Consider the following 20926-nt stretch of genomic DNA (forward strand, 5'->3'; position numbering starts at 1 on the left):
CCATGCCATGAAGATTTTCATCCCCTCGCTTTCATCGTCACCCTTCCACGCGCAGGTGCACGCATGACCGCCGGTTGCACGCACCTGGACCAGATTCACCCGGTCACGCCGACCACCAACGGGTGCGAGGAATGTCTGCGGACCGGCGGCCGCTGGGTGCATCTGCGCATGTGCCTGACCTGCGGCCATGTCGGATGCTGTGACTCGTCGCAGGGAAAGCACGCGACCGGCCACTTCCACGAGACCGGCCACCCGATCGTGCAGTCCGCGGAGCCCGGCGAATCCTGGCGATGGTGCTATGTCGACAAGACGCTCGTCTGAGCCTCGGGTGCGATGCGATCGACCTCTCCCACTTTTCAAAGCCTTGCCATGAGCCTGCAACTTCCAGTCTTCGACCCCAACGACGCCGCCGATGCGGTGTTCGACGCCACAGGCATCGCTGCCCGCGCCAAGCGCGCCGGCGACCTTGCAGCCGACGCGACATTGCCGGACGGTTCCGGCCAGCCGGTTCGTCTGTCGGACGTGTGGCGCAAGGGACCACTCGTGCTGGTTTTCTACCGTGGCGGCTGGTGCGGTTACTGCAGCCTCCAGTTGCGGGCCTGGCACCAGCGCGCGGAGGACCTCGCACGGCTGGGCGCCACGCTTCTGGCGATCTCGCCGCAGACGCCTGACCACTCGATGCAAACGGCCGAGGATAACCAGCTCGCGTTCACCGTGCTCAGCGATTCGAACCTCGATGCTGCCAATGGCTTTGAGCTGGCCTTCACGCTTCCTCCCGAACTGGTGAGCTTCTACGGTTCGGTGGGCACCGACATTCCTGTCCTGAATGGCAACGGCCTGTGGGTGTTGCCGGTTCCGGCGACCTATGTGATCGACGAGCAAGGCCGCATCCGTTTCGCCCACATCGAGGAAGACATCCGAAAGCGCGCGGAGCCGGCCGATGTGCTGCGCGTCATCGAAGGCATGGTCCGCGGCCGCGCCCTCACGGCTAGCGGCAGCTGACGCCTGCGGCGGCCCATGCGACGAAGCCCGCCAATGACTGGCGGGCTTCGTCGCATGAACCTCGGCAATTCGCTGCTCAGTTGGGCGTGCCGCCGGGAACGGGCTTGCGGCGATTCGGTTTGCGGGTGTCACGCGTCTGGTGACGCTTCTCGCCGGCGACGGCGGCCTTGTCGGCCCCGATCGCACCGCCTTCGGCGGTCTTGACCGTATCGCCCGAAGGTGCGGCAACCTTGCCCTGCGATTTCGCCGCCACCTTGGCCTGCGCTCGCACCTGGGGCTTGCTGTCGGTGATGACCTGGTTCTCCGCCGATTGCGCGAAGACGCTCGTCGCGGCCAGGAGGGCGGCCGTGATTGCGGTGATGTGTTTGAACATGGGATTGGCTTTCCGAAAGTGAGTGAGATGACACCGCGTTGCCGCAAGCGTCCCAAAAAATTCTAGGGCGCGGCCTCGCCGGCTTTCACTTTCGACTGGTGTCATTTCGGAAACATGCCGAGTCCCGGGTCGGATTGTTGCGCGTTGGGCAACACCGTGAAGCCTCGTGCATGGCTACCGACGGCAGCCTGCCAAACATACGCTACCTCCTGTCTGCGCGATCTTCGCAAACGGATGACTCAGCCGCTTCTGAGTCCAAGCATCCGCCACCCCCCATTCCAGGAGTAGTCATGACCCAACGCGTCAACTATGTCGAGCAATCGCCCGAACTCTTCAAGAAGTTCGTCGAGTTCCTCAACGCCATCAAGGAAAGCACCATCGAAGAGCCGATCCGCAACCTCGTGTCGATCCGCACGTCGCAGCTCAACGGCTGCACGTTCTGCCTGGACATGCACGTCAAGCAGGCCAAGATCCAGGGCGAGCGCGAGCTGCGCCTGTACCACCTGGCCGCATGGCGCGAGTCGACGCTGTTCATCCCGCGCGAGCGCGCGGCACTGGCCTGGACCGAAGTGCTGACCAAGATCCCCGAGCAAGGCGTGCCCGACGACATCTACGAGCGCGTGCGCACGCAACTGTCGGAAAAGGAAATCTCCGACCTCACCTTCCTCGTCATGTCAACGAACGCCTGGAGCCGCCTGAACATCGCCTTCAAGAGCGTGCCCGGCGCCTCCGACAAGGTCTTCGGCCTGGACAAGGCAAAGCTCGCCTGATCCGCACCGCGAGAACTCACCCCGTCATCCACCCGGCCCCGTGCGGGCTATAAGGAAATCATCATGAAGATCGTCGTCATCGGCGGCTCGGGTCTCATCGGCTCGAAGGTCGTCAGCAAGCTTCGCGAAGCCGGCCATGAGGTCGTTGCCGCATCGCCGGCTTCGGGCGTCAACACCATCACCGGCGAAGGCTTGGCGGAGGCCCTCCAGGGCACGCAGGTCGTGCTGGACGTGGCGAACTCGCCCTCGTTCGAGGACAAGGCTGTGCTCGAGTTCTTCGAGACCTCCGGACGCAACCTGCTGGCCGCTGAAGCCGTGGCCGGCGTGAAGCACCACGTCGCGCTGTCGGTGGTCGGCACGGACCGCCTCTCGGAAAGCGGCTACTTCCGCGGCAAAATCGCACAGGAAAAGCTGATCCGCGAATCGAAGATTCCCTACACCATCGTCCATTCGACGCAGTTCTTCGAGTTCCTCGGCGGCATTGCGCAATCAGGCACCGACGGCGACACCGTGCACCTCTCGCCGGCCTTCGTGCAACCGATCGCATCGGATGACGTCGCCGCCGCGGTCGCGGACTACACCCTGGGCAACCCGGTGAATGGTGTGGTCGAAATTGCGGGCCCCGAGCGCGTTCGCCTGTCCGATCTCGTGCAGCGTTTTCTCGCCAAGACCAACGATCCGCGCAAGGTCGTCCAGGATGTGCACGCTCGTTACTTCGGTGCAGAGCTGAAGGACGACACGCTGGTGCCGGGCGCCAATCCGCGCATCGGAGCGCTCAGCTTCGAGGCCTGGTTCGCACTGCCCAAGCCGGCACGCTGATACCAGCCAGCCCTCGGGCGCATCCAGTGCGCCCGGGGGCTCCCAGTTCCTCCTCTCACCCCCTTGGTGTCCCATGCCCGACAGCTCCAAGCTTTCCACACTCGCCTCGACAAGACTGGCCGACGTCAGTCGCGGGCGCTACGTCATCGATCCGGTGCATTCGCACGTGCTCTTCAGCGTGTCGCACTTCGGCATCTCGACCTATTACGGCGAGTTCACCATGCCAGGCGGTTCGCTCGACATTCCGCTGTCGGCAAGCGGCAGCGACACACGCCTGGCGGTTTCCGTACCGGTCACCAACGTGAAGACGACGAGCCGGATCCTCGACGACGAACTCAAGAGCCGCGAATGGCTCGACGGCGAGCGGTTCCCATTGATCGCCTTCAACTTCGCCGCGCCTCTTTCCCTTGCCGAAAATTCATTTCAAGTGAACGGCGCGCTCACCTTGCACGGCGTGACACGCAACGTCGCATTCGACGCGAGCTTCGTCGGGGCCGGCATGAATCCAGCCAAGCAGGTCTACACGATCGGATTCGACATTCGAGGACGCATCCGCCGCAGCGAGTACGGTGTGACCGCTGCGCTCCCGATGATCGGCGACGAACTCAGCCTCATCATCAGCGCGGCCTTCGAACTCGAAGTCCCGGCTGCTTGAGCGCACCTTCATCCACCATTGAACAGAAGCCTGGAATGCCTACGCAGAAAGACAAAGGCACTGCCATCGCAGCTGCAGCCGTTCGACCAGGCCGATTGCAGCCACCGCCCGTCACGCTGCTCGAAAAGTACAAGGGGCAGGAGTTCCAGCCGATCTATTCGACAGTCGTCACGGTGAGCGGCGGCGAAGCGGAACACGGACGGGCCTCGGGCGTCGCGCGCTCCGACGATGGCAACCTCGATGCGCAGCTGCGGCTTCCTGCTGCGCTCGGCGGCGACGGCGGCGGCACCAACCCGGAGCAGCTGTTCGCGGCGGCCTATGCCGCGTGCTTCCATGGTGCGTTGAACCTGTTGGCGGCCAAGAAAAGGATTCCAGTTCACGATGCCACCGTGCAGGTGTCCGTCGCTTTCGGACGCGATCCTGTCGATGGACTCTTCATGCTCACTGCCGGCGTTCGGATTCATTTGCCCGATGTCGAGAAAAGCGTGGCCGAAGAGCTGGTGCGCAGCACGGAAAGATTCTGCCCCTACGCAAAGATGACCCGCGACGGCATCACAAGCGTCGTTGCACTGACGGCATAGGAACCCGCAGCCCCGGGGCGCCACGCTCGACAGGCGCTCCCTTCCCATCGTTGAGAAAGCCCTTCATGAGCGATTCATCCGCCCCCTCGAAGAAGACTCCGCTGACCACCGCCTTCGGCGCGCCCGTGGTCGACAACCAGAACAGCCTCACCGCTGGCCCCCGCGGCCCCGTCCTGATGCAGGACGTGTGGCTGCTCGAGAAGCTGGCCAACCTGAACCGCGAGATCATTCCTGAGCGCCGCATGCATGCCAAGGGCTCGGGCGCCTTCGGCACCTTCACTGTCACGCACGACATCACGAAGTACACGCGCGCCAAGCTCTTTGCCGCCGTGGGCAAGAAGACCGAAATGTTCGCGCGCTTCACCACCGTGGCCGGCGAACGCGGCGCGGCCGATGCCGAACGCGACATCCGCGGCTTCGCGCTGAAGTTCTATACCGAGGAAGGCAACTGGGACCTGGTGGGCAACAACACGCCCGTCTTCTTCCTGCGCGACCCGCGCAAGTTTCCAGACCTCAACAAGGCCGTGAAGCGCGACCCCAAGACCAACATGCGCAGTGCCACCAACAACTGGGACTTCTGGACGCTGCTGCCCGAGGCGCTGCACCAGGTGACCATCGTGATGAGCGACCGCGGCATTCCGGCGAGCTACCGCCACATGCACGGCTTCGGCTCGCACACCTACAGCTTCGTGAATGCGGCCAACGAGCGCTTCTGGGTCAAGTTCCACTTCAAGACGCAGCAGGGCATCAAGAACCTCACCGATGCCGAAGCCTCGGCGCTCGTGGGCGGTGATCGCGAGAGCCACCAGCGCGACCTGTTCGATTCGATCGGCCGCGGCGACTTTCCCAAGTGGACGCTCTACGTGCAGGTGATGGCCGAAGCCGATGCAGAGAAGGTGCCCTACCACCCCTTCGACCTGACCAAGGTCTGGCCCAAGAAGGACTACCCGCTGATCGAGGTGGGCGTGATGGAACTGAACCGTAACCCCGAGAACTTCTTTGCCGACGTCGAGCAGAGCGCCTTCGCGCCCAACAACCTGGTGCCGGGCATCAGCGTCTCGCCCGACAAGATGCTGCAGGCGCGCCTCTTCGCGTATTCGGATGCGCAGCGCTACCGCCTGGGCGTGAACCACCACCAGATTCCGGTGAATGCCGCGCGCTGCCCGGTGCACAGCAACCACCGCGACGGCACGATGCGCGTGGACGGCAACTACGGCGGCACGCTGCACTACGAGCCCAACAGCTTCGGCCAGTGGCAGGAACAGCCCGACTATCGCGAGCCGCCGCTCAAGCTGCGCGGCGATGCCGACTTCTGGAACTTCCGCGAGGACGATGCCGACTACTACAAGCAGCCCGGCGACCTGTTCCGGCTGATGAAGCCCGAGCAGCAGCAGGCGCTGTTCGACAACACCGCGCGTGCGATGGGCGATGCGCCGGAGTTCATCAAGCGCCGCCACATCGACAACTGCACCAAGGCCGATCCAGCCTACGGCGCGGGAGTGGCGAAGGCGCTGGGTCTCTGAGGCCCCCGCGTTCCCAGCTCAGGACAGCCGCTCCAGCTCCGCTGCGAGAAACTCGATCAAAAGCCGCGCACGCGCCGGCGCCTGGCGTCCGAAGGCATGCAGGGCCGAGATGGTCACGAGCGGCAGCTGCTGCAACGGCAGCAGCGACACCAGCCGACCGGCATCGATGTCGTCCTGTACGAACAGGCGCAGGATCTGCACGATGCCCAGGTCGCCCAGCGCCGCGATGCGCAGCGCGACGCTATTGTCCGTGTCGAACACGCCAGCGGGATTCAATACGTTGCCATTGGCGAAGCGGATCGGAAAGGGCTTGCCGCCCAGCATGTAGCGCACATGTGCGTGGCTGTGCAGCGCATCGATCGACGCGGGCGTGCCGCGACGCGCCAAGTACCCGGGCGATGCCACCAGCACGAGCGGCAGGTCGGCGAGGCGTCGCGCGGTGAGGTCGGAGTCGGCCACCTGCCCCGCGCGAATGGCGATGTCATAGCCCTCGCGGATCAGGTCAACATGGCGGTCGGCAAGGCTCATCTCCAGCTTCAGCTCAGGATGGCTGGGCAGAAACTTGCCGACCACCGGTTCCAGAAGGATGCGCCCGAGATCGCCGGGCGCCGTGATGCGCAGCACGCCCCGCGCGACGCCGGCAGGCTTCATCACGTCGCCAGCCTCGTCGAGCGCGCGCAGCAGCGGTGCGATGCGTTCGTAATACGCGGCGCCCTCCTGCGTCAGCGACAGCACTCGCGTGGAACGCTGGAAGAGCCGCACACCGAAGCGTTGCTCCAGTCGCGCCACGCTTTTGGAGACCGCCGATGGCGACGTCCCCAGGGTGCGCGCGGCCGCACTGAACGAACCGGCCTCCACGGCACTGGCAAAGGCCGCCAACCCAGGCGCGTGGTCGAGAACATTCATTGAAGACTCCGGGGCACAAGTGTTTCCATTTTTCCCCACTACCGAAGCGCAGGTGGACGACCTAGATTGAAGACTTCTCTCTCGCGTTAAACAAGGAAAAGCATCATGCAAAAACTCTCCGGCAAAGTGGCCGTGATCACCGGCGGTAACAGCGGCATCGGTTTGGCTTACGCCCAAACTTTCGCAGCGGAAGGCGCCCGCGTCGTCATCGTGGGACGCCGCCAGGACGCGGTGGACACCGCGTTGGCGAGCATCGGCACGGACGCGATGGGCTTCGTCGGCGATGTGGCCGATCTGGCCATGCACGACCGCCTGCTCGCTGCGGTGAAGGCGCGGTTCGGTGCCATCGACATCTACGTGGCGAATGCGGGAACGGCTATTCTCGAACCATCGTCCGCCGTCACCGTGGACACCTACGACGCGCAGTTCGCCACCAACACGCGCGCGGTGTTCTTCGGCGTGACCAAGGCACTGCCATTCATGCGCGATGGCGGCTCGATCATCCTCACGAGCTCGATCGCTGGCAGCAAGGTGATGGACAACCACGCGGTCTACGCTGGCAGCAAGGCCGCCATCGAGGCCTTCGCACGCAACTGGGCACTCGAACTCAAGGAGCGCCGCATCCGGGTGAATGTGTTGAGCCCCGGGCCGGTCGACACGCCGATCCTGGCGAAGCTGGGCATCACGGAGTCTGCGCGGCCCGAGTTCGACAAGAGCATGGCAGCAGCGATCCCGTTGGGACGCCTCGGCCAACCGAATGATCTGGCGCAGGCGGCGCTTTTCCTGGCGAGCGACGACAGCGTGTTCGTCACCGGTGTCAACCTGAAGGTCGACGGCGGCATGGCACTGACCTGAAGGCCATACCGCGCCCCGATCCGTGGCTCTTGCCTGTCAGGCCTGAGTCACCGTGCGCGGAGGAAGGAACCCCTTCGCGTTGGTCAGGTCGGTCCACGGCAGCACGGTTTCGCCGGCGACCAGCCACTTGCCGTTCGTCCGGCGAAGCCGCAGTTCGTAGAGCGCCGGGTCGGCGTTCTGGCTCATGCGCCGAAAGAGGATCGCGGTGGCTTCATCGCCCTGCTCCTCGATGTGCAGGATCCGCTTTTCCGTCGACAGCGGCGCTTCGCCTGCATCGCGACGCTTCGGAATTCGGCCATCATTTCCGACTTCGAGAAGCGCGCAACCTCTCCCTGGGGCGTCAGCACCAGGAACCCGAGGTCTTCGGTGTAGAGCGCTTCCATTTCATCCATCCGGTAGTGGCTTCCGGTGTCGGCGAGCACGTCGATGAAGGCAATGATTTCGGGGTTGTGAGACTGAGGCATGTGAAGCTCCTTGGCTGCGATGCGGAAAGAGCCTCAGCGCATGCAACAGATGCGTTTGTGCGATGGAAGCTCGAGGCTTTCATCGTAGGCAGGGCGTCCTCAGCTCGGTAGGTCCGCACCAGGACGCGCGCTGGTTCCGTTTCGGCATCAATGCCGGACGCTCACGCGGTGCGGCGGGCCTCCGGCCATGCCTTCTGGCGCCATCTCTTCAGAGGTGTGTCCACCAGATGCAGGCAGATCGCCGCCATCGCGAGCGAGAACACAAGGGTCACGGGAAGTGTGATCCACAACGGCTGCGTGTCGCGAAGCAGCAGCACCAACGGGAAATGCCAGAGATAGATGCCATAGGACAGTCTGCCGATGTAGACCATGGGTCGCGACGCGAGGAATTTCGCTCGTCCGTGCTCCGCGGCAAAGCAGATCAGCACGAAGGCTGACAGCTCCGCCAATGTGATGCGCAGCGTGACCGCCTCGGTCTGATGGCTCGTCGGCAGCGAAGGCAGGGCCATGAGGACCAGCAGCACCATGCAAGCCACGGCAAGCGCGCGCTTCGACACCTTCAAATGGGTCAGCGCCGCAATGGCCCCGAGCAGGATGCCGCTCATCCGCGTGTCGAAGCGGAAATAAGCCTGCGACCAGGTCCAGTTCATGGCCACGAAGTACCGCCATGCAGTAATTGCCAGGAAGACCGATACCAGCCATCGGACGGGATGCCGCGTCCTCAATAGCAACGGCAATACGAGAGGCCACAGCAAGTAGAACTTTTCCTCCACGCCCAGGGACCATGTGTGGCCGATGGTGTTGGCCAACTCCCAGAAGGCCAGCGCATAGTCGTAGACGTAGAGTGCAGCGAGAACGGCGGACAGCCAGCGGTCGTCCGCCGGCCAGAGGATGGGGGCCAGGCCCACATAGACCGCAACCATGAGCAGCAGCGTCGGGTACAACCGCAATGCCCGGTGGGCGTAGAAGCGACCGATCTCGATGCCGCCATGACGGTACTCTGCCGTCAGCATCGACGTGATGAGATAGCCGGAAAGAACGAAGAAGATGTCCAGCCCGATGAACCCGCCGTGCGCACCCGGGACGTCGCAGTGGAACAGGACCACCGCAAGGATGGACAGCGCGCGAACGCCGTCGAGCGCGGGGTTGTAGGGCAAGGACATCTGTCGCGCTCAGCGAATAGCCAGCGGGTCCGGCCGGCACGGCTGCAGGATCGTCGCGCCGCACGCCGGATAGCTTGCCGGCCCCTTGACGTCCTTCAGCACGCCGAGCCGTACCACGGAGTCGTAACTGGCGTTGTGCAGCACATGGAGCCGCTGCTTCTGTGTGAAGGTGTCGAACACCAGGCCGCCGGTCTGGGCCGGTGTGTCGATCCAGATCCGCAGCCGCGAGCCGCTGCGAAAGTAGTGGCCCATCTTGTGGATCTCGACGCGGGCGAGGACCGGCCGGCCCGGCAGCAATGGCATCGGCTGCTGTGGCCGCTCGAGCCGAATGGGCAACAACGGCGTCGAGCGCGCGGTGTCCAGGGCGCGGTTCGACAAGCGCAGCCAGCCACGCTGGACATAGGTCTCCTGCCCATCCGGGCGGAGCTCGGTGACGGTGACCTGCAGGTCTGCGTCGCCGGCGCCGGCCGTGACCCAGAGGTCGGCGCTGCCCGGCCCATAGACCATCATGTCTTCGCGCAACGGCGGCGATGTGTAGGAGACGCCAGTGGTCTTCCAGTCGCCGGGCAACGGGCCCCAGAAGCTCCTTCCCGCAATGTCGTTGACGACCACACCGGCGCCGGGATAGTCGAAGCCATCGGCGGCTCCGGAGCCAGGGGCATCGGCGAGCGTCTGGCCCGCATCCAGGTGGAACGCCTTGACGGCCAGGTCGTCGCTGCGGATCGGCCCCCTTTGCACGACCCAGCGAGGTTGGGGAGAAACGCGCCGCTCCAGCGCATTGCCGCTTGCGCTCGCTTCGGCGGTTTCCATCCATACCGTGGTGCGTGGTGTGTCGCGCTCGAATCCGTTGTTCTCGCCTTTGACGAAGCGATCGAGAAAACGCACGGCCAACGCCTGGAAATCCGCGGCCAGGTACATGTCGTGCCGGCCGTTGGTCTGCACCGACCACAGCTTGGCCGGATCGAGCCGGGACTGGTAGTAACCGCTGCGCGGCGTGATGGCCTGGTCCTGGAACGCTTCGAGCGACAGCACCGGAACCTGCACGCGATCGGCATACAGCGTCAGGTCGAAGCTCTTCATGTGATCGTCCCGCAAGGGATGCGACAGGAACAGGTGCATCACCGAGTTCGTGTCTTCGGCCGCGAGGTTCTTCGGGATCTGGGCCAGGCAGGCAGCGTCGCCCTCTTCGGTCGCGGTCTGCGCGACTACCTTCTCCCAGTAGGCGCGCATGGAACCTCGAAGCGGCGTGATAAAGCCGGGCGCTGGCACGCCACCGGGCATCAAGGCGTCGCGGAAGTCCGTCAGCACCATGCCGGGCACGATGGCCCGAAGATGGCGCGGGCGGTGTTGCGCCGTCGCCAGTTGGGATGAGCCGCCGTACGACCAGTTGACCATGCCAACCTTGGCGTCGGACCAGGCTTGGGACGCTGCGAATTCGACGGCTTCAGCGCCGTGTCTTCCGAGTTGTGGCCGCGTGTACTCTAGCGGGCCTGCGGAGCATCCGCTGCCCGCGGCATTGACGCCCATCACAGCGTAGCCAGCCTCGACGAGGCGCTTGTCGAGCTCGACCGACATCGACGTCTTGTATTGGAGATAGGGCGTTCCGCCGATCGATCCGGCGTCATAGCCGTTGATGCTCAGGATGACGGGGAACCTGCCCGATGCCTTCGGCAGGAGCACGCTGTAGCGCAGCCTGACGCCCTCGGATGTCTTGAAGTAGCCGGTGAGGCGCTTGGTCCAGAACGGCGCCGCCGGTCCCTGCGCGGGGAAATCGAAAGGCCGCGACGCCGGCAGGCCCGTGTCGGGGTCCAGCGGGACATCCTGCCCATGTGCCGCGAGCGATGTGACGAACACCGTGGTGAGCGTGATGGCGGCGACGATGAACTTCTTCATGCTTCGTGTACTCGGGGGCTTGCTGGATCGGCGGCGGGTGGCGATGTTAGGGCATCGCTGCGATGTCGGCAGTCCAGTGCACGACAAACCTTGGCGCCGGAAAGTACGCACCGGCCGACGCTGCCCTGCGACCGCGATCGGCGACTGCGTATCACGCAATGAACCGATTGATGTCCATCGCTCAACACGGTGCGGCCTCGCGCGTGGCTAGTGGCAGGCCCCGCCCGAACCTACGATCGACGAGGCTTCAAGACCCTTGCGCACGCATCACGGATGTCGCGGGTCGCCCCCCTTCATGCACGACCCGACGAGAGAAAAATTGATGACGGATTCAGTGACCCCAAACGATCGCATGGACATGCGGCGGCGCGGACTGCTGCGCGGCGCGATGGCGGGCGCGAGCATCGCCGGACTGAGTCTGGCACTGGGCGGCAGCTTGGCATCTGCGAAGGGCTTCGCATCACCTGCCCTCGCACTCGCGCACTTGAAGAGGGTGGATGCCGGTGTCTTGAACATCGCTTACTACGAAGCAGGTCCAGCCGATGGCCCCGCAGTGGTGCTGCTCCACGGGTTCCCGTATGACATCGAGGCGTACGCAGAAGTCGCCCCCATGCTGGCCGCCGCTGGTTGCCGGGTGATCGTTCCTTATCTGCGCGGCTTCGGCCCCACACGCTTCCTGAACGCGGGCACGCTTCGTTCGGGCGAGTTCGCGGCGTTCGGTGCGGATCTGCTGGCGCTGCTCGACGCATTGGCATTGCCGCGCGCCGTGCTGGCGGGATACGACTGGGGCGGCAAGGCGGCCAGCGCTGTTGCCGCCCTCTGGCCCGAGCGCTGCGCGGGGTTGGTGTCGGGCAACGGCTATGCGTTCGCGGATCCGGCTGCGACATTGATTCCGGCGAAGCCCGAAAACGAGATTCCCCTCTGGTGGCAGTTCTACTTCCAGACCGAGCGAGGACGCGCCGGCTATACCAAGTACCGCCGCGAGTTCAACCGGCTTTTCTGGAAGCAATGGTCACCGACCTGGCGCTTCGACGACGCAACCTTTGCCCGCACCGCCGCATCGTTCGACAACCCCGACCATGTCGAAGTCTCCATACATTCGTTCCGCCACCGATTCAGCGCAACCCAAGGGGACCCCGCCTACGCCGAGATCGATCGCAAGCTTGCGTCGCTGCCCGCGATACCGGTGCGGACGGTGACGCTGGATGGCGGCGACGATAGCGCCCATGGACCGACCGACGGCTCAGCCCAGGCGGCAAAGTTCACGGGGCCACGCACACACCGCGTGATACCTGGGGCGGGACACAACCTGCCGCAAGAGGCGCCGAGCGCGTTCGCGGACGCGGTGCTCGAGCTCGTTCGCGCGGACCGTCGCGCGCGTTGAGCTTGCACAACGTCCGCCCGCCTTACGCTCTTGACTTTGCACGGTCTCCGAAAGCTGCGCTTGCTTGGGCAGGTGATGGGGCTGTATATTTAACCAGTGTTTTATGGCTTTTATCTTTGACCGACCATGAACCAAGCTGAACTGTTCTTCCCGCGACCCGTGCAACAAGTGCCAATCGACACCACGCCTCACGAGCAGCCCGAATACGATGCGCCATTCGTCTTCGAGGCTACCGAGTCCGTGCCCCGAGTCGCCTATATCGCACGGCTTCTCGAATATCCGGCAGTCGATGCCATCAAGGTCGCAGAGCAGCGCTTCCGACGAGAGTTAGACAAACAGCTCGGTGGCGAGGTAGTGTCGGCACTGCGTGCATTTCAGAATGCGAGCGAGTCGGGCGAGACGGACTTGACGAAGGATGAGATCGCCCTGGCCAAGCGCTGGGCGAAAGCCTACGACGCGGCCAAGACTGCTGGCTTCCGCGATTTGGGAGATGTCGACGAAGCGTACTTCGATGTGAGACCGAGCTGAACGCCTCCATGCACTCATGCGTATGTTCAGCTTGATCAAGGGTGGCCCACAACAAGACGACAGGTATCGTTTCACGGAACTCTCGCAGAGACTTCACTTTCACTTCTCTTGGGCCAAGCACACTGCATCTCGACAGTGGTTCGGCGCTGGTAGGGGTCAGGGAGGAAAAAAAGGCCGCTCAGGGAATCGCCCCGATGCCAACCGCTGTCACTCTTCAACATACTCACGAGAAAGATCCGCCTGTGCTGGCGTGCTTTGATGCACAGCCGATCCCGGGTCTCGCGCTAATGCGTTGCACGATGCACAAGCAAGTCAACAGCGGCGGGAGAATTTACGCATGACTACTAACCAAGAGTTGCCCGACGAGACACTGAGTGCGATGGCGGTCGGGTGGCGCAGAAAGGCGCTTGAGGGAGATCTTCACGCCCGCGGGATAGCGCACGAGCTTGAGACTGAATTGCGCAGGCGTGCCGGTGTGCCGTTCACCAACTACGACACCCTCGACATGCGGCCACTAGAGATGCGGGCCGCGCGGCCCAATTGGTGGCGGTTTTGGCGAGGGCGCTGAGCCCATGCGCCTGCGCGGTGACGCGCAAAGCCCGACTCCGCAGCCCACCGACGATAACCACAGGCACGGAAACACCCAACTATCGGTCGTTGGTTCGGTCTCGTCTCAACTCCTGGCAACGGTAGTCACGAGAATGCCCCCTTATGTCCGTCTCGAAGAGACTGTTAGGCATTCACCCATCCTCTCGTGAAACGAGCAAAGTTGTACTCGTCGATGACCTTAATCGCGCTACATCCGTCAGCGCCGTTCTGCAAACTTTTCGGCAGGCCAGCTGCGATGGCTTTCGTCATCCACAAGAAATCGAGATACTTTCCGACAGGATCATTCGCATAGTGGCAGCCGTAACCGCGTGCGATCTTGTGGTCCCAGAGTGGCAAGAAGCTTGGGGCCAGAAGATGCAGCGCTTTAGCGGTTGCAACGGGACTCTGCATTCCCTTTTTAGATCCCCTCTGAATCGCCAGCGCGGCAGAAAGACCTTTGAAGAGCCTTCGGACGAGAGGCTCGTCAACCTTACCGAATTCCAAGATGTTCCGCGTACGAAGGCTCTCTAAATAGGACATATTCTTCTCGATGCATCGCTCAAGCTTAAAGAAGTCAAACTGCCCATAGCGGTAGAAAGCTTGGTTCCAGGTTAGAAGCAGAACACCCATTCCGTCTGCCATCTCCCTCGCGTCCCCCCAATGATGATCCACCAAAAAGGTGGCAGTTTTGTACATGGCTTCGCGAGGCAGGTTCTTCCTGAATGCCTCGCTGCCGCGCAGGATCACTCTCTGCCCGGGCAGATCCTTGTCTGTTATCACTCCTACTCCTTTTATTCTTATCACCAGCGCTAAATGTTGGTAGTCCAGTTACTTTGATCAGGCCGCGTGCGCTGCGCGCACTGTTGTGCATACTACAACCGATGAGCATAAATTCTCTGCAGTTAGTCGACCAACGGATCGGTCAGATCGCCGAAGAATTGGCCCGATGCGATCGGGCGTGCACCGGAGTGAAATCCAGTGCAGCGTGTCCTCCTCGAGGCTTATTACTCCAGCACGAGGACGTGCTAAACACCGCACGTGGAGTCATAGTGGTTGGACAGAACCCTGGATTCGCTGCCCGGTGGGAGCAACAACTGTACGAACAACATGGCGCTGGCTACGACCAGCAACGAATGGCTTGGCAGTCGGGTGTGAAGAATGTGCCTTACTTCACCATGCTTAAGACGCTTCTCGACATCCTCAACGTTCGAGGTCCTGTACTCTGGACAGACGTCGCTAAATGTGAAGGACGGAGTCCTCCAGAAGAAACGCGGATGACCTGCTCCCAGAAGTTCATGAGCAGAGAATTCGCAGCTGCTCCGCAAGAATGGCCGGTTATTGCAGCCGGTCGGGATGCGTATGCGGCATCAGGATACATGGCCTCTCTGAGATCCGTTATCGGCTTCTATCATCCAACCGGGCGCAATGGACAACAGTTCAGGCTGCAGCTCTCCCGCCTAGAAAAAGATCAGGTGTTTCGAGAAGAGATGAACACCGCCTTGCACTCGCAAGGAGTGCGCAAGTGGGTGGGCAAACAACTTGCAGTCGATCTCACTCGCTTAGCCTGAAAAGTTGTTGCCGCCGAAAAAGCGATGAGGATCTTTAGTGGTCCCAAGCTTCTGCGCAGATAGCTCGACGAATCCTTCGCCAACGCGCATCGAAAAATACTGCGAAGATGTGGGCGCCGTGATCGGCGGGAGTTTCACAATCAAAGAGGAATGCTTGAAGCAGGAGACCCAGTCCCGAGGTCGACTGCAGTAGTCGGCGTCGTGCCGCGGTGCACTAGCGCGGTGGATCGCCTCACGGCATTCAGATAGATTCCCGTCCGCTAAAAGGGTGATTGCAAAGTCGCGTGGCCAACGCCTTAGTGAAATCGTCTTCATGCGGACTGGCGGTTTGGTAGACAAGAGTCCCCCCACGGCAAAACGTGAACGCCGGCTCCTTCTCGTCATTGGGGTTGTCGTATGTAATGCCGTAAACAGAATTCTCTAGCATTACGCCAATCTGCCGCTTACCGATTTGCTTTAATAAATCCGACTTTCTACGCTGAATATGGTCGTTCAACAGGTCGTCACAGACTGCCTGAAACCGCTGGGCCGACGAAAACTCGTACCGCCTAGCAGTTGGACTGAGTATGTCTGTTAAACAGATCACCGCCAGCCCTCTGCTACGAGACGACGCGTCTACCTTAAGCCTCTTTTGAATCTGCCTCGCGGCTTCCGCGCTTCGAGCCAGCGCCTTTGACGCCGACTTCACTCTCTTACATTCAACAAAAACTTTTCTTCCGTCAACAACTGCAGTTAGATCGGCCAACCCTGTCAACTGGACTTCGTATTGCCCTTCGAGGAATCGCGATGCAACCGACAGTTCGAAGACCACGTCTCGCCCCGGATCATTCAAAACGTTCCGCTGGAACGGCTGGCCCGAGGTTATCTCCTTGAGCCTAGCAAGGAACTCAACAGACTCCGTGCATCCGAAGGCCCTTCTTATGCGCACCAAATCACCCGCCTCGCCGAGCGCAGCTACATACTCTTGAAGCTTTGCTTCATCAAGGCTTGATCGGTCGCCATAACTCAGCCTAGCAAGAGATTTACGATAGCTCATGTACCGATTGCCATTCGGAAATAGATTGAGCGATCTCAACCAATCGCATGCCTCATCAAAACGCTCTCTGACAGCGACACTCTCTCCATAAAACACTTCGTAGGGAAGCACAGCTGCACGCAACGACATAAGTTCCTAAGAAAAGAGTACACCTGACTGTACAACCATCAGCCTCCGCTCGGACTCAACAGACGTACATTTGCCATGAGCTGACTAGGTAATCGGGTTTGTCATCGGCGAACGCAATTGATCGTCGGTATGTGGTGGTAGTGGCGCCGCAATGCACTTTTTGAGCGGTCGACATCTTCTTCTTTGCTCCAACCAACGAGAAGCAGGCGTTTACGAGGGTTAGTTTTTGCACGTGTGCGGGATAGACCGGACGCTGTTGATGGCTACTGGATCCGCTCACGATAACGCAGGTCTCGAGAACACTTTTTCCCCGTCGGCTGACCCTACGCGTCCCGAGAACCTCCAGTATCGGGATTGAGGCGCGTATCAGGTAAGCGGATGGGCGCTCCATCTTGACGGTGATGGGCGACGGCGGCCCTTGCTGCAGAGTCAGGTGAGCGGTTGCCAGCGATGTGGCAGGAGATCGTCAATTCGGCTGTTCAGGTGCGTGGGCAAGCGCTCCAGGACGTCCTTGAGGTAGGCATGCGGGTCGTGGCCGCACAGGCGCGCCGACTGCACCAGGCTCATCACGATGGCGGCGCGCTGACCAGCCAGTTCGCTACCGGCGAACAGCCAGGCGCGGCGTCCCATGGCCCAGGGACGGATTCGATTTTCCAAGTGGTTGTTGTCCACCGGCACGTCGCCGTCGACGAGATTGCGCGTCAGCGCAGTCCAGGCATTCAAGCTGTAGCTCAAGGCCTTGGCCGTCGCCCCGCCGTCGGGGACCCTGGCACGCTCGAGTTGCAGCCACACATGCAGCTCCTCCCACAGCGGCCTGGTCACCGACTCACGCAGGCGTAGACGGTCTTGGCCAGCGAGCTCGCCGAACTGGCGCTCCGCGCGGTAGATCGTCGCGATGCGACGCAGCGCCTCGGTCGCCACTTCGCTGGTGCCAGACTTGCCCAGCTCGTGGAAGTGGCGCCTCGCGTGAGCGAAGCATCCTGCGGCGATGCGGTCAGCGTGCGCTGCGACGACGTTGTCGTAGGCCGAGTATTCGTCGCGCACCAGAGTGCCGCTCCAAGGCGTGTGCGCGCCGAAGCCGTCGCTTCCCTGCAGGAAGGCGATGGGGTACTGGGCGCCGCGGCCCAGGCAGAACTCGTACACGACGCCCGGCAGTGGATCGAAGGCTCCCCTGGCATAAGCCCAGATGTAGGCCCTCTTCGTCTTGCCTCGGCCTGGGTCCAACATGGCAACGGGTGTCTCGTCGGCATGCAGCACCTTCGACTGCAGTACGAAGCGCCTCTGGGCGTCGTACAAGGGCTCCAGGGCCGCGCCAGCGCGCCCCGAGGTCTGCGCCAGCGTCGAGCGCGGCGTGTGCACACCAGAGCGTGCGTTGATGGTCTCCAGCCGGTAGTACGGCAGGTGGTCGACGAAGTGGCTGGTCAGCGTGTGCGCGATGAGGCCGGCGGCCATGATGCCGCCGTCGATGATCTGCGGCACGGCCGGCTCCTGGACCAGGCACTGGCAGCAGCGGCAGGCCCACTTGCCGTAGATGTGGCGATGAACGAAGAACTCGGCCGGCACGATATCCAACTGCTCGCTGATGTCTTCGCCCACACGCACCATGGGCCGGCCGCAGTGGGGTGAAGGGCAGTGGGTGTCCGACGGCTCGTGGACATGGTCGAGCCGGCGCAGATGCTCGGGCAGCTTCTGGCGGCGAGGCTTGCGTGGCGGCTTGTCGCCTTCTTCCTGCGCCTGCTTGGCCGGCGACTTGGATTGCAGTTGCTCAAGCTGCGCCTGCAGGCTGGCTTCGTCCTCGGCCATCGTCTCCTCGAACAGGCGCCGCTGTTCGGCGTTCATGGCTTCGGTTCTGGCGTCGAACTTCCACGCCTTCAGGCGCGCCAGCTCGAACATCACCTTCTCCAGCTTGGCGTCCCTGAACTTGATCTCGTGCGCCTGGCGCTCGATCTGCTGGGCCTGCTGCTGGATGTGGGCCAACATCTGCTGCGCCAGCGCGGCAACGGTCTCGGGCGACAGACCACTGAGGTCCGAGGCGTTGAGATCGTGCAGGTGCTGCATGCGCTCATCATGCCGACGGTCACAGGCGCCTGCCATGCGGGGTAGCGCTGTCAACGCTCGCGCGCCGACTTCACAGCCGGGTGATGACGCGCAGGTCCTCCAGACGCTGCCAGGGCAGGCCCAACACCAGGGCGTCAAACTGCTCGCGCGTCAGCGCGAGCGGCGTGCCGGTGGTTGAACCTTGGGCCGGCCACGCGAAGCCGCCGATGTTCAGCCTCCGCGCTGCACACCACACGCCGAAGCCATCGTGCACCAGCAGCTTGATGCGCGTGTGCCGGGCGTTGGCAAACAGGTATCCGTGATGCGCCTGCGCGGCGCCGAAGACCTTCACGACGCTTGCCAGCAGTCGTTCGGCGCCGGCGCGCATGTCCATGGGCTGCACGGCCAGCCACACCGCGTCGATGCGGATCACTTCAGCAACTCGCGCGTCCAGATGCCCAACTGCGCCGCTGCCTCCAGTGGCCAGTCCACGCTGATCACCACGGCGCCTCGCTTGATCTGCACCTGAATCTGCGTTGGGGATGCCGACACCGCCGACGCAACCGGCGGCAACATCATTGGAACGAACGTCGGTTCCTGCAGCGCGATGGCATCGGGCGTCTCCAACGATTCCCGTACCTTCTTGCGCCAGGAGTGCACCACGTTGGCATTGATGCCATGCGCCATCGCGACCTTCGCCACCGATGCGTCCGGCCTCTCACATTCGCTCAGCACCTGCTGCTTGAGTTCTTCGCTGTACCGGCGCCGACGCACCTCTTGACCGTTTGCCATCATGTCCATCTATTCCTTCGTGGACAGGATCGTTACCGCAAGCGCCCGAGCGTTCAAGATGGGACGGCCAGCCCCTTACCGTATCAGTCTCGTCTCGGTCGGCGGATAGTCGAGGGAAAAGTCCGCTTTGAAGCTTCGATCTAAATCAGCTCGTTAGCTTGCATCACATTGCTGGGTCAGTGATTAGCAGCCGATCGAGCACGGGGTCGAGCCAGTCTCGAATGTAGTGCGCGGTCGCGCGCCGGTCCACACCCGAGTCCAGCTTCTGCCGCTCTCCAGATGCGAGTGGTATAGGGTAACGCCCCCGCCAAAGGACGACCTCTGATAGATCGCGGCAAATGTTTCGCATAGCAGAGCGGTCGCTGTCAAACTTCAGAACGTCCGAGAATTCGCCCCTAAACAATCCCACGGCTTCCGCGAGGGCGAGAATTTTGTGTCCACCAGAAGTTGGCACTCCCAACGTCCTCAGTTCAGCGCTGGTTGCCGCGCCACCTCCGTCAACAGAAACGCGGAACTCAATCTTTTCCGGATGGTGCTCCACAATCCACGCCTTTAGTGCTGTCTCGAGCGCGAGGCCGTAGAGGAGCTTGGTTGTTTCAAGCGATTCCATCGCCCGGTCGAGGTCTGGAGCTCTTCTCCGAGAGTCGCCATGCTCCATGGTCATTCCCGTCAGGTCAAGACTGAACTCGTTCCACAACGCGTCCGCTGAGCGCCTGAGAGCGCGCGCGTGTGTTCGCCACGCATGTGGATCCCTGGTTTTTCTGAGAAATTCGTCGGCGTGCAAGTCGCTGCCCTCGATGTCCGTTCGTGACTCACTGTAGCCGGTCGCGCCGCCATCGAGAAGGGGACCACTGCTACGAGGGATGCTCGAAGTCACGACCACAGCAGCCTGCATCCATCCTCGTAGTCTTCGTAGGCGGCCGAAGCTGAACTGGTGCAGGGCAGTCAGGCACGGAGGATGCCAAGGAAGGTTAGCTTTAGTGATGACGCGGTCCTAACCCGCATTTTTATGAGTGTTTGATCGGCTCACGATAAAAGAATCGCGAACACCCTATTGCTATCGACTGGCTGGTCGCCCCGAAAGCTGCGCGGAGTCATCGGAATCGATCGTTACTACAGTAAATTCCCAGACATGGAAGATCTAAGCCCCCCGCTCCTAAACCACCGCGTCGCTTGGCTTGGCCTACCGCCCTATCGCTGCTTACAGCACTTGTAGCGATTGGTGCAGTCGGTTTGCATCTGGTTGGCGATGTCCGACATCGTGTTTATCTCGACTATTGGCAAGTAGATGCAGGTTTGTTTCCTAAGCCCGCTGACTGGCTCTTGATCAACGGGTACTACGGTCTCATAGACCTGGCATTCCAGCTGCTGCTTCAGATATTTTCCAACTTCGTGTGGTATCTACTTCTTTCGCTTCCATTGGGGCTGTATGTCTATGCACTTCTTTCCCCCTTTGGCATTGGCCGCGGCAAGTTTCCTCAATGGATGCAGCGGCTTTCCGAACGATGGCGCCGTCTGTTGAGCTACGTATTGAAGTCGGCTTGTTAGCGCCAGTGCAATCGAGATCAGCAGTGCCAGTCGAACATTGACCAGGGGCTGGAGCTGGTTCCGGTGGGAGCCAGCTGTGAATAACTATAGGTTGGATGCCTCGGTGGGTCCTCCTTTTCTTGCATCGGTTGTTGGTATTCCCGAGCCGTCAGGCGAGGCCCCGTCCTGCGCGGCCTCGCTCACCTGGGCCGCCGCTGCCTTCCTGGTTTGCTCGCGGGTCTTGATGCGCCCCTTGGCTTCGTGCGTGCTGTGGCGGAAGCGGTAGGACTCGTTGCCCGTCTCGATGATGTGGCAGTGATGGGTCAAGCGATC

At 62.2% G+C, this 20926-nt stretch carries 24 protein-coding genes; 11 read left to right on the forward strand and 13 right to left on the reverse strand.

Features of this window, described 5'->3' with window-relative positions; genetic code table 11:
- Positions 1-63: 63 nt before the first annotated feature.
- On the forward strand, positions 64-321 hold the full coding sequence (locus BMW87_RS29885) for a ubiquitin carboxyl-terminal hydrolase 14 (RefSeq protein ID WP_093081262.1): 258 nt from the start codon (positions 64-66) through the stop codon (positions 319-321).
- 48 nt (positions 322-369) lie between these two features.
- Positions 370-1002, forward strand: coding sequence for a peroxiredoxin-like family protein (locus BMW87_RS29890; RefSeq protein ID WP_093081264.1), 633 nt, complete (start codon positions 370-372; stop codon positions 1000-1002).
- Between the two features lie 76 nt (positions 1003-1078).
- On the opposite strand, the gene BMW87_RS29895 is transcribed toward BMW87_RS29890, so the two are convergent.
- Positions 1079-1375, reverse strand: a complete 297-nt coding sequence (locus BMW87_RS29895; RefSeq protein WP_093081267.1) for a hypothetical protein — start codon at positions 1373-1375, stop codon at positions 1079-1081.
- 290 nt (positions 1376-1665) lie between these two features.
- Between BMW87_RS29895 and BMW87_RS29900 the strand changes: the two genes are divergently transcribed.
- From BMW87_RS29900 to BMW87_RS29920, 5 genes are all read left to right on the forward strand, one after another.
- Positions 1666-2145 (forward strand): carboxymuconolactone decarboxylase family protein, encoded by a 480-nt coding sequence (locus BMW87_RS29900; protein ID WP_093081269.1) that lies wholly within the window; start codon positions 1666-1668, stop codon positions 2143-2145.
- A 63-nt stretch (positions 2146-2208) separates the two neighbouring features.
- A complete protein-coding gene (locus tag BMW87_RS29905; protein WP_093081272.1) occupies positions 2209-2964 on the forward strand; it encodes an SDR family oxidoreductase in 756 nt (251 codons plus the stop codon).
- A gap of 73 nt (positions 2965-3037) precedes the next feature.
- Positions 3038-3619 (forward strand): YceI family protein, encoded by a 582-nt coding sequence (locus BMW87_RS29910; protein WP_093081274.1) that lies wholly within the window; start codon positions 3038-3040, stop codon positions 3617-3619.
- A gap of 35 nt (positions 3620-3654) precedes the next feature.
- Positions 3655-4200, forward strand: a complete 546-nt coding sequence (locus BMW87_RS29915; protein WP_093081277.1) for an Ohr family peroxiredoxin — start codon at positions 3655-3657, stop codon at positions 4198-4200.
- A 65-nt stretch (positions 4201-4265) separates the two neighbouring features.
- Entirely contained in the window at positions 4266-5723 is a 1458-nt protein-coding gene (locus tag BMW87_RS29920) for a catalase (RefSeq protein ID WP_093081280.1), read from the forward strand.
- Positions 5724-5741: 18 nt separating this feature from the next.
- Here BMW87_RS29920 and BMW87_RS29925 read toward each other — a convergent pair whose 3' ends face one another.
- A complete protein-coding gene (locus tag BMW87_RS29925) occupies positions 5742-6629 on the reverse strand; it encodes a LysR family transcriptional regulator (protein WP_093081283.1) in 888 nt (295 codons plus the stop codon).
- Positions 6630-6734: 105 nt separating this feature from the next.
- Here BMW87_RS29925 and BMW87_RS29930 point away from each other — a divergent pair, with 105 nt between their 5' ends.
- A complete protein-coding gene (locus tag BMW87_RS29930; RefSeq protein ID WP_093081285.1) occupies positions 6735-7484 on the forward strand; it encodes an SDR family NAD(P)-dependent oxidoreductase in 750 nt (249 codons plus the stop codon).
- A gap of 36 nt (positions 7485-7520) precedes the next feature.
- Here the strand turns inward: BMW87_RS29930 and BMW87_RS35385 are convergent, their stop codons facing one another.
- The 4 genes from BMW87_RS35385 to BMW87_RS29945 all read right to left on the reverse strand — a co-directional run bounded on the left by BMW87_RS35385 (position 7521) and on the right by BMW87_RS29945 (position 11004).
- Positions 7521-7670: a hypothetical protein gene (locus BMW87_RS35385; RefSeq protein WP_218149786.1), complete on the reverse strand. Its 150-nt coding sequence runs from the start codon at positions 7668-7670 to the stop codon at positions 7521-7523.
- The gene (locus tag BMW87_RS29935) at positions 7667-7948 is read right to left on the reverse strand and encodes a hypothetical protein (RefSeq protein WP_218149787.1); all 282 of its coding nucleotides are present in this window, start codon (positions 7946-7948) and stop codon (positions 7667-7669) included. Before BMW87_RS29935 ends, BMW87_RS35385 begins: the two co-directional genes overlap by 4 nt.
- 161 nt (positions 7949-8109) lie before the next feature.
- On the reverse strand, positions 8110-9111 hold the full coding sequence (locus BMW87_RS29940; RefSeq protein WP_256216977.1) for an acyltransferase family protein: 1002 nt from the start codon (positions 9109-9111) through the stop codon (positions 8110-8112).
- A gap of 9 nt (positions 9112-9120) precedes the next feature.
- Entirely contained in the window at positions 9121-11004 is a 1884-nt protein-coding gene (locus BMW87_RS29945) for a CocE/NonD family hydrolase (RefSeq protein ID WP_093081288.1), read from the reverse strand.
- A 322-nt stretch (positions 11005-11326) separates the two neighbouring features.
- Here BMW87_RS29945 and BMW87_RS29950 point away from each other — a divergent pair, with 322 nt between their 5' ends.
- Positions 11327-12388, forward strand: coding sequence for an alpha/beta fold hydrolase (locus BMW87_RS29950; RefSeq protein WP_093081290.1), 1062 nt, complete (start codon positions 11327-11329; stop codon positions 12386-12388).
- A 126-nt stretch (positions 12389-12514) separates the two neighbouring features.
- Positions 12515-12916 carry a hypothetical protein gene (locus tag BMW87_RS29955; RefSeq protein WP_177192874.1) on the forward strand — a complete coding sequence of 134 codons (402 nt, stop codon included), beginning with the start codon at positions 12515-12517 and terminating at the stop codon, positions 12914-12916.
- Positions 12917-13648: 732 nt separating this feature from the next.
- Here BMW87_RS29955 and BMW87_RS29965 read toward each other — a convergent pair.
- A complete protein-coding gene (locus BMW87_RS29965) occupies positions 13649-14284 on the reverse strand; it encodes a hypothetical protein (RefSeq protein WP_093081295.1) in 636 nt (211 codons plus the stop codon).
- Between the two features lie 353 nt (positions 14285-14637).
- On the opposite strand from BMW87_RS29965, the gene BMW87_RS35230 reads away from it, so the two are divergent.
- Positions 14638-15072 (forward strand): hypothetical protein, encoded by a 435-nt coding sequence (locus tag BMW87_RS35230; protein ID WP_177192875.1) that lies wholly within the window; start codon positions 14638-14640, stop codon positions 15070-15072.
- Positions 15073-15313: 241 nt separating this feature from the next.
- Here BMW87_RS35230 and BMW87_RS29970 read toward each other — a convergent pair whose 3' ends face one another.
- From BMW87_RS29970 to BMW87_RS35390, 6 genes are all read right to left on the reverse strand, one after another.
- Positions 15314-16108 carry a hypothetical protein gene (locus tag BMW87_RS29970; RefSeq protein WP_093081298.1) on the reverse strand — a complete coding sequence of 265 codons (795 nt, stop codon included), beginning with the start codon at positions 16106-16108 and terminating at the stop codon, positions 15314-15316.
- A 558-nt stretch (positions 16109-16666) separates the two neighbouring features.
- Positions 16667-18295 (reverse strand): IS66 family transposase, encoded by a 1629-nt coding sequence (locus BMW87_RS29975; RefSeq protein ID WP_093081301.1) that lies wholly within the window; start codon positions 18293-18295, stop codon positions 16667-16669.
- 70 nt (positions 18296-18365) lie between these two features.
- Positions 18366-18707 carry an IS66 family insertion sequence element accessory protein TnpB gene (gene tnpB, locus BMW87_RS29980; RefSeq protein WP_143062625.1) on the reverse strand — a complete coding sequence of 114 codons (342 nt, stop codon included), beginning with the start codon at positions 18705-18707 and terminating at the stop codon, positions 18366-18368.
- On the reverse strand, positions 18704-19075 hold the full coding sequence (locus BMW87_RS29985) for an IS66-like element accessory protein TnpA (RefSeq protein ID WP_093081303.1): 372 nt from the start codon (positions 19073-19075) through the stop codon (positions 18704-18706). Before BMW87_RS29985 ends, tnpB begins: the two co-directional genes overlap by 4 nt.
- Before the next feature lie 154 nt (positions 19076-19229).
- The gene (locus tag BMW87_RS29990; RefSeq protein WP_143062626.1) at positions 19230-19943 is read right to left on the reverse strand and encodes a hypothetical protein; all 714 of its coding nucleotides are present in this window, start codon (positions 19941-19943) and stop codon (positions 19230-19232) included.
- Positions 19944-20698: 755 nt separating this feature from the next.
- On the reverse strand, positions 20699-20926 hold a 228-nt coding region (locus tag BMW87_RS35390), incomplete at its 5' end, for an ATP-binding protein (protein ID WP_218149788.1).

Source organism: Variovorax sp. OV084 (genome assembly GCF_900111625.1).
Classification (GTDB): domain Bacteria; phylum Pseudomonadota; class Gammaproteobacteria; order Burkholderiales; family Burkholderiaceae_C; genus Variovorax.

Bases quoted from the DNA above. Each gene is read 5' to 3' on its own strand.
- BMW87_RS29885 (WP_093081262.1), top strand. From the start codon at position 64: ATGACCGCCGGTTGCACGCACCTGGACCAGATTCACCCGGTCACGCCG.
- BMW87_RS29890 (WP_093081264.1), top strand. From the start codon at position 370: ATGAGCCTGCAACTTCCAGTCTTCGACCCCAACGACGCCGCCGATGCG.
- BMW87_RS29895 (WP_093081267.1), bottom strand. From the start codon at position 1,375: ATGTTCAAACACATCACCGCAATCACGGCCGCCCTCCTGGCCGCGACG.
- BMW87_RS29900 (WP_093081269.1), top strand. From the start codon at position 1,666: ATGACCCAACGCGTCAACTATGTCGAGCAATCGCCCGAACTCTTCAAG.
- BMW87_RS29905 (WP_093081272.1), top strand. From the start codon at position 2,209: ATGAAGATCGTCGTCATCGGCGGCTCGGGTCTCATCGGCTCGAAGGTC.
- BMW87_RS29910 (WP_093081274.1), top strand. From the start codon at position 3,038: ATGCCCGACAGCTCCAAGCTTTCCACACTCGCCTCGACAAGACTGGCC.
- BMW87_RS29915 (WP_093081277.1), top strand. From the start codon at position 3,655: ATGCCTACGCAGAAAGACAAAGGCACTGCCATCGCAGCTGCAGCCGTT.
- BMW87_RS29920 (WP_093081280.1), top strand. From the start codon at position 4,266: ATGAGCGATTCATCCGCCCCCTCGAAGAAGACTCCGCTGACCACCGCC.
- BMW87_RS29925 (WP_093081283.1), bottom strand. From the start codon at position 6,629: ATGAATGTTCTCGACCACGCGCCTGGGTTGGCGGCCTTTGCCAGTGCC.
- BMW87_RS29930 (WP_093081285.1), top strand. From the start codon at position 6,735: ATGCAAAAACTCTCCGGCAAAGTGGCCGTGATCACCGGCGGTAACAGC.
- BMW87_RS35385 (WP_218149786.1), bottom strand. From the start codon at position 7,670: ATGAGCCAGAACGCCGACCCGGCGCTCTACGAACTGCGGCTTCGCCGG.
- BMW87_RS29935 (WP_218149787.1), bottom strand. From the start codon at position 7,948: ATGCCTCAGTCTCACAACCCCGAAATCATTGCCTTCATCGACGTGCTC.
- BMW87_RS29940 (WP_256216977.1), bottom strand. From the start codon at position 9,111: ATGTCCTTGCCCTACAACCCCGCGCTCGACGGCGTTCGCGCGCTGTCC.
- BMW87_RS29945 (WP_093081288.1), bottom strand. From the start codon at position 11,004: ATGAAGAAGTTCATCGTCGCCGCCATCACGCTCACCACGGTGTTCGTC.
- BMW87_RS29950 (WP_093081290.1), top strand. From the start codon at position 11,327: ATGACGGATTCAGTGACCCCAAACGATCGCATGGACATGCGGCGGCGC.
- BMW87_RS29955 (WP_177192874.1), top strand. From the start codon at position 12,515: ATGAACCAAGCTGAACTGTTCTTCCCGCGACCCGTGCAACAAGTGCCA.
- BMW87_RS35230 (WP_177192875.1), top strand. From the start codon at position 14,638: ATGGCTTGGCAGTCGGGTGTGAAGAATGTGCCTTACTTCACCATGCTT.
- BMW87_RS29970 (WP_093081298.1), bottom strand. From the start codon at position 16,108: ATGAGCTATCGTAAATCTCTTGCTAGGCTGAGTTATGGCGACCGATCA.
- BMW87_RS29975 (WP_093081301.1), bottom strand. From the start codon at position 18,295: ATGCAGCACCTGCACGATCTCAACGCCTCGGACCTCAGTGGTCTGTCG.
- BMW87_RS29985 (WP_093081303.1), bottom strand. From the start codon at position 19,075: ATGGACATGATGGCAAACGGTCAAGAGGTGCGTCGGCGCCGGTACAGC.